This is a genomic window from Acidovorax sp. KPB24-03 (genome assembly GCF_057546605.1).
Map to the genome: position 1 here is coordinate 1 of NZ_BAAJYR010000875.1, position 695 is coordinate 695.

At 74.7% G+C, this 695-nt stretch carries 1 protein-coding gene; it reads right to left on the reverse strand.

The annotated features are described in order from the left end of the window. Positions 1–157: 157 nt before the first annotated feature. Positions 158–695: aldehyde dehydrogenase family protein (locus tag AC27KI_RS26565; protein WP_487116872.1), on the reverse strand; the 538-nt coding region annotated here is incomplete at its 5' end.

Here is a 695-nt window from a genome sequence, read left to right on the forward strand (position 1 = left end):
GTGTTCGGCCGTGTCGGCATCGGCGCCCCACAACGTGACGGTGAGCGAGCCGCCGATGGCCTGCAGCACGGCCACGGTCTCCTCGATGGAGGCCACGCGCACCACCAGCGCGGCGGAACCGAAGACCTCTTCGTGCAGCGCAGGGTCGGCGATGAAGTCAGTCGCCTGCACTTCGCCCAGGAACGGGCGCGGCGTGGCGCCGGCCTCGGGCGTGTCGCTCACCAGGGCCCGGAGCTTGCCGTGGCCGCGCCATGCGGCCACGCCCCGGTCGAACGCGCCGCGGATGCCGGGGGATGAGCATGGCGTGCGGCGCCAGGGGGCGCAGCTTGTCGGCCAGGGCCTGCACGAAGGCATCGCCCGAGGCGTCCTGGCGCACGACGATCACGCCGGGGCTGGTGCAGAACTGGCCCGAGCCCAGGCAGATGGAGCCGGCCAGCGTCTCGGCCAGCGCGGCGCCGTTGGCCTGCAGCGCCGAAGGCAGCGCCACCAGCGGGTTCACCGAACCCAGCTCGCCGTAGAACGGGATCGGGCGCGGACGCTCTGCGGCCACCTTGGCCAGCGCCGTGCCGCCCTTGAACGAGCCGGTGAAGGCCACGGCCGCGATGGCCGGCGCCTGCACCAGGCGCACGCCGGCCTCGATCGAGCCGCCCTGCACCAGCTGGAACACGCCGGCCGGCAGCCGCGCGCGGCCGCCA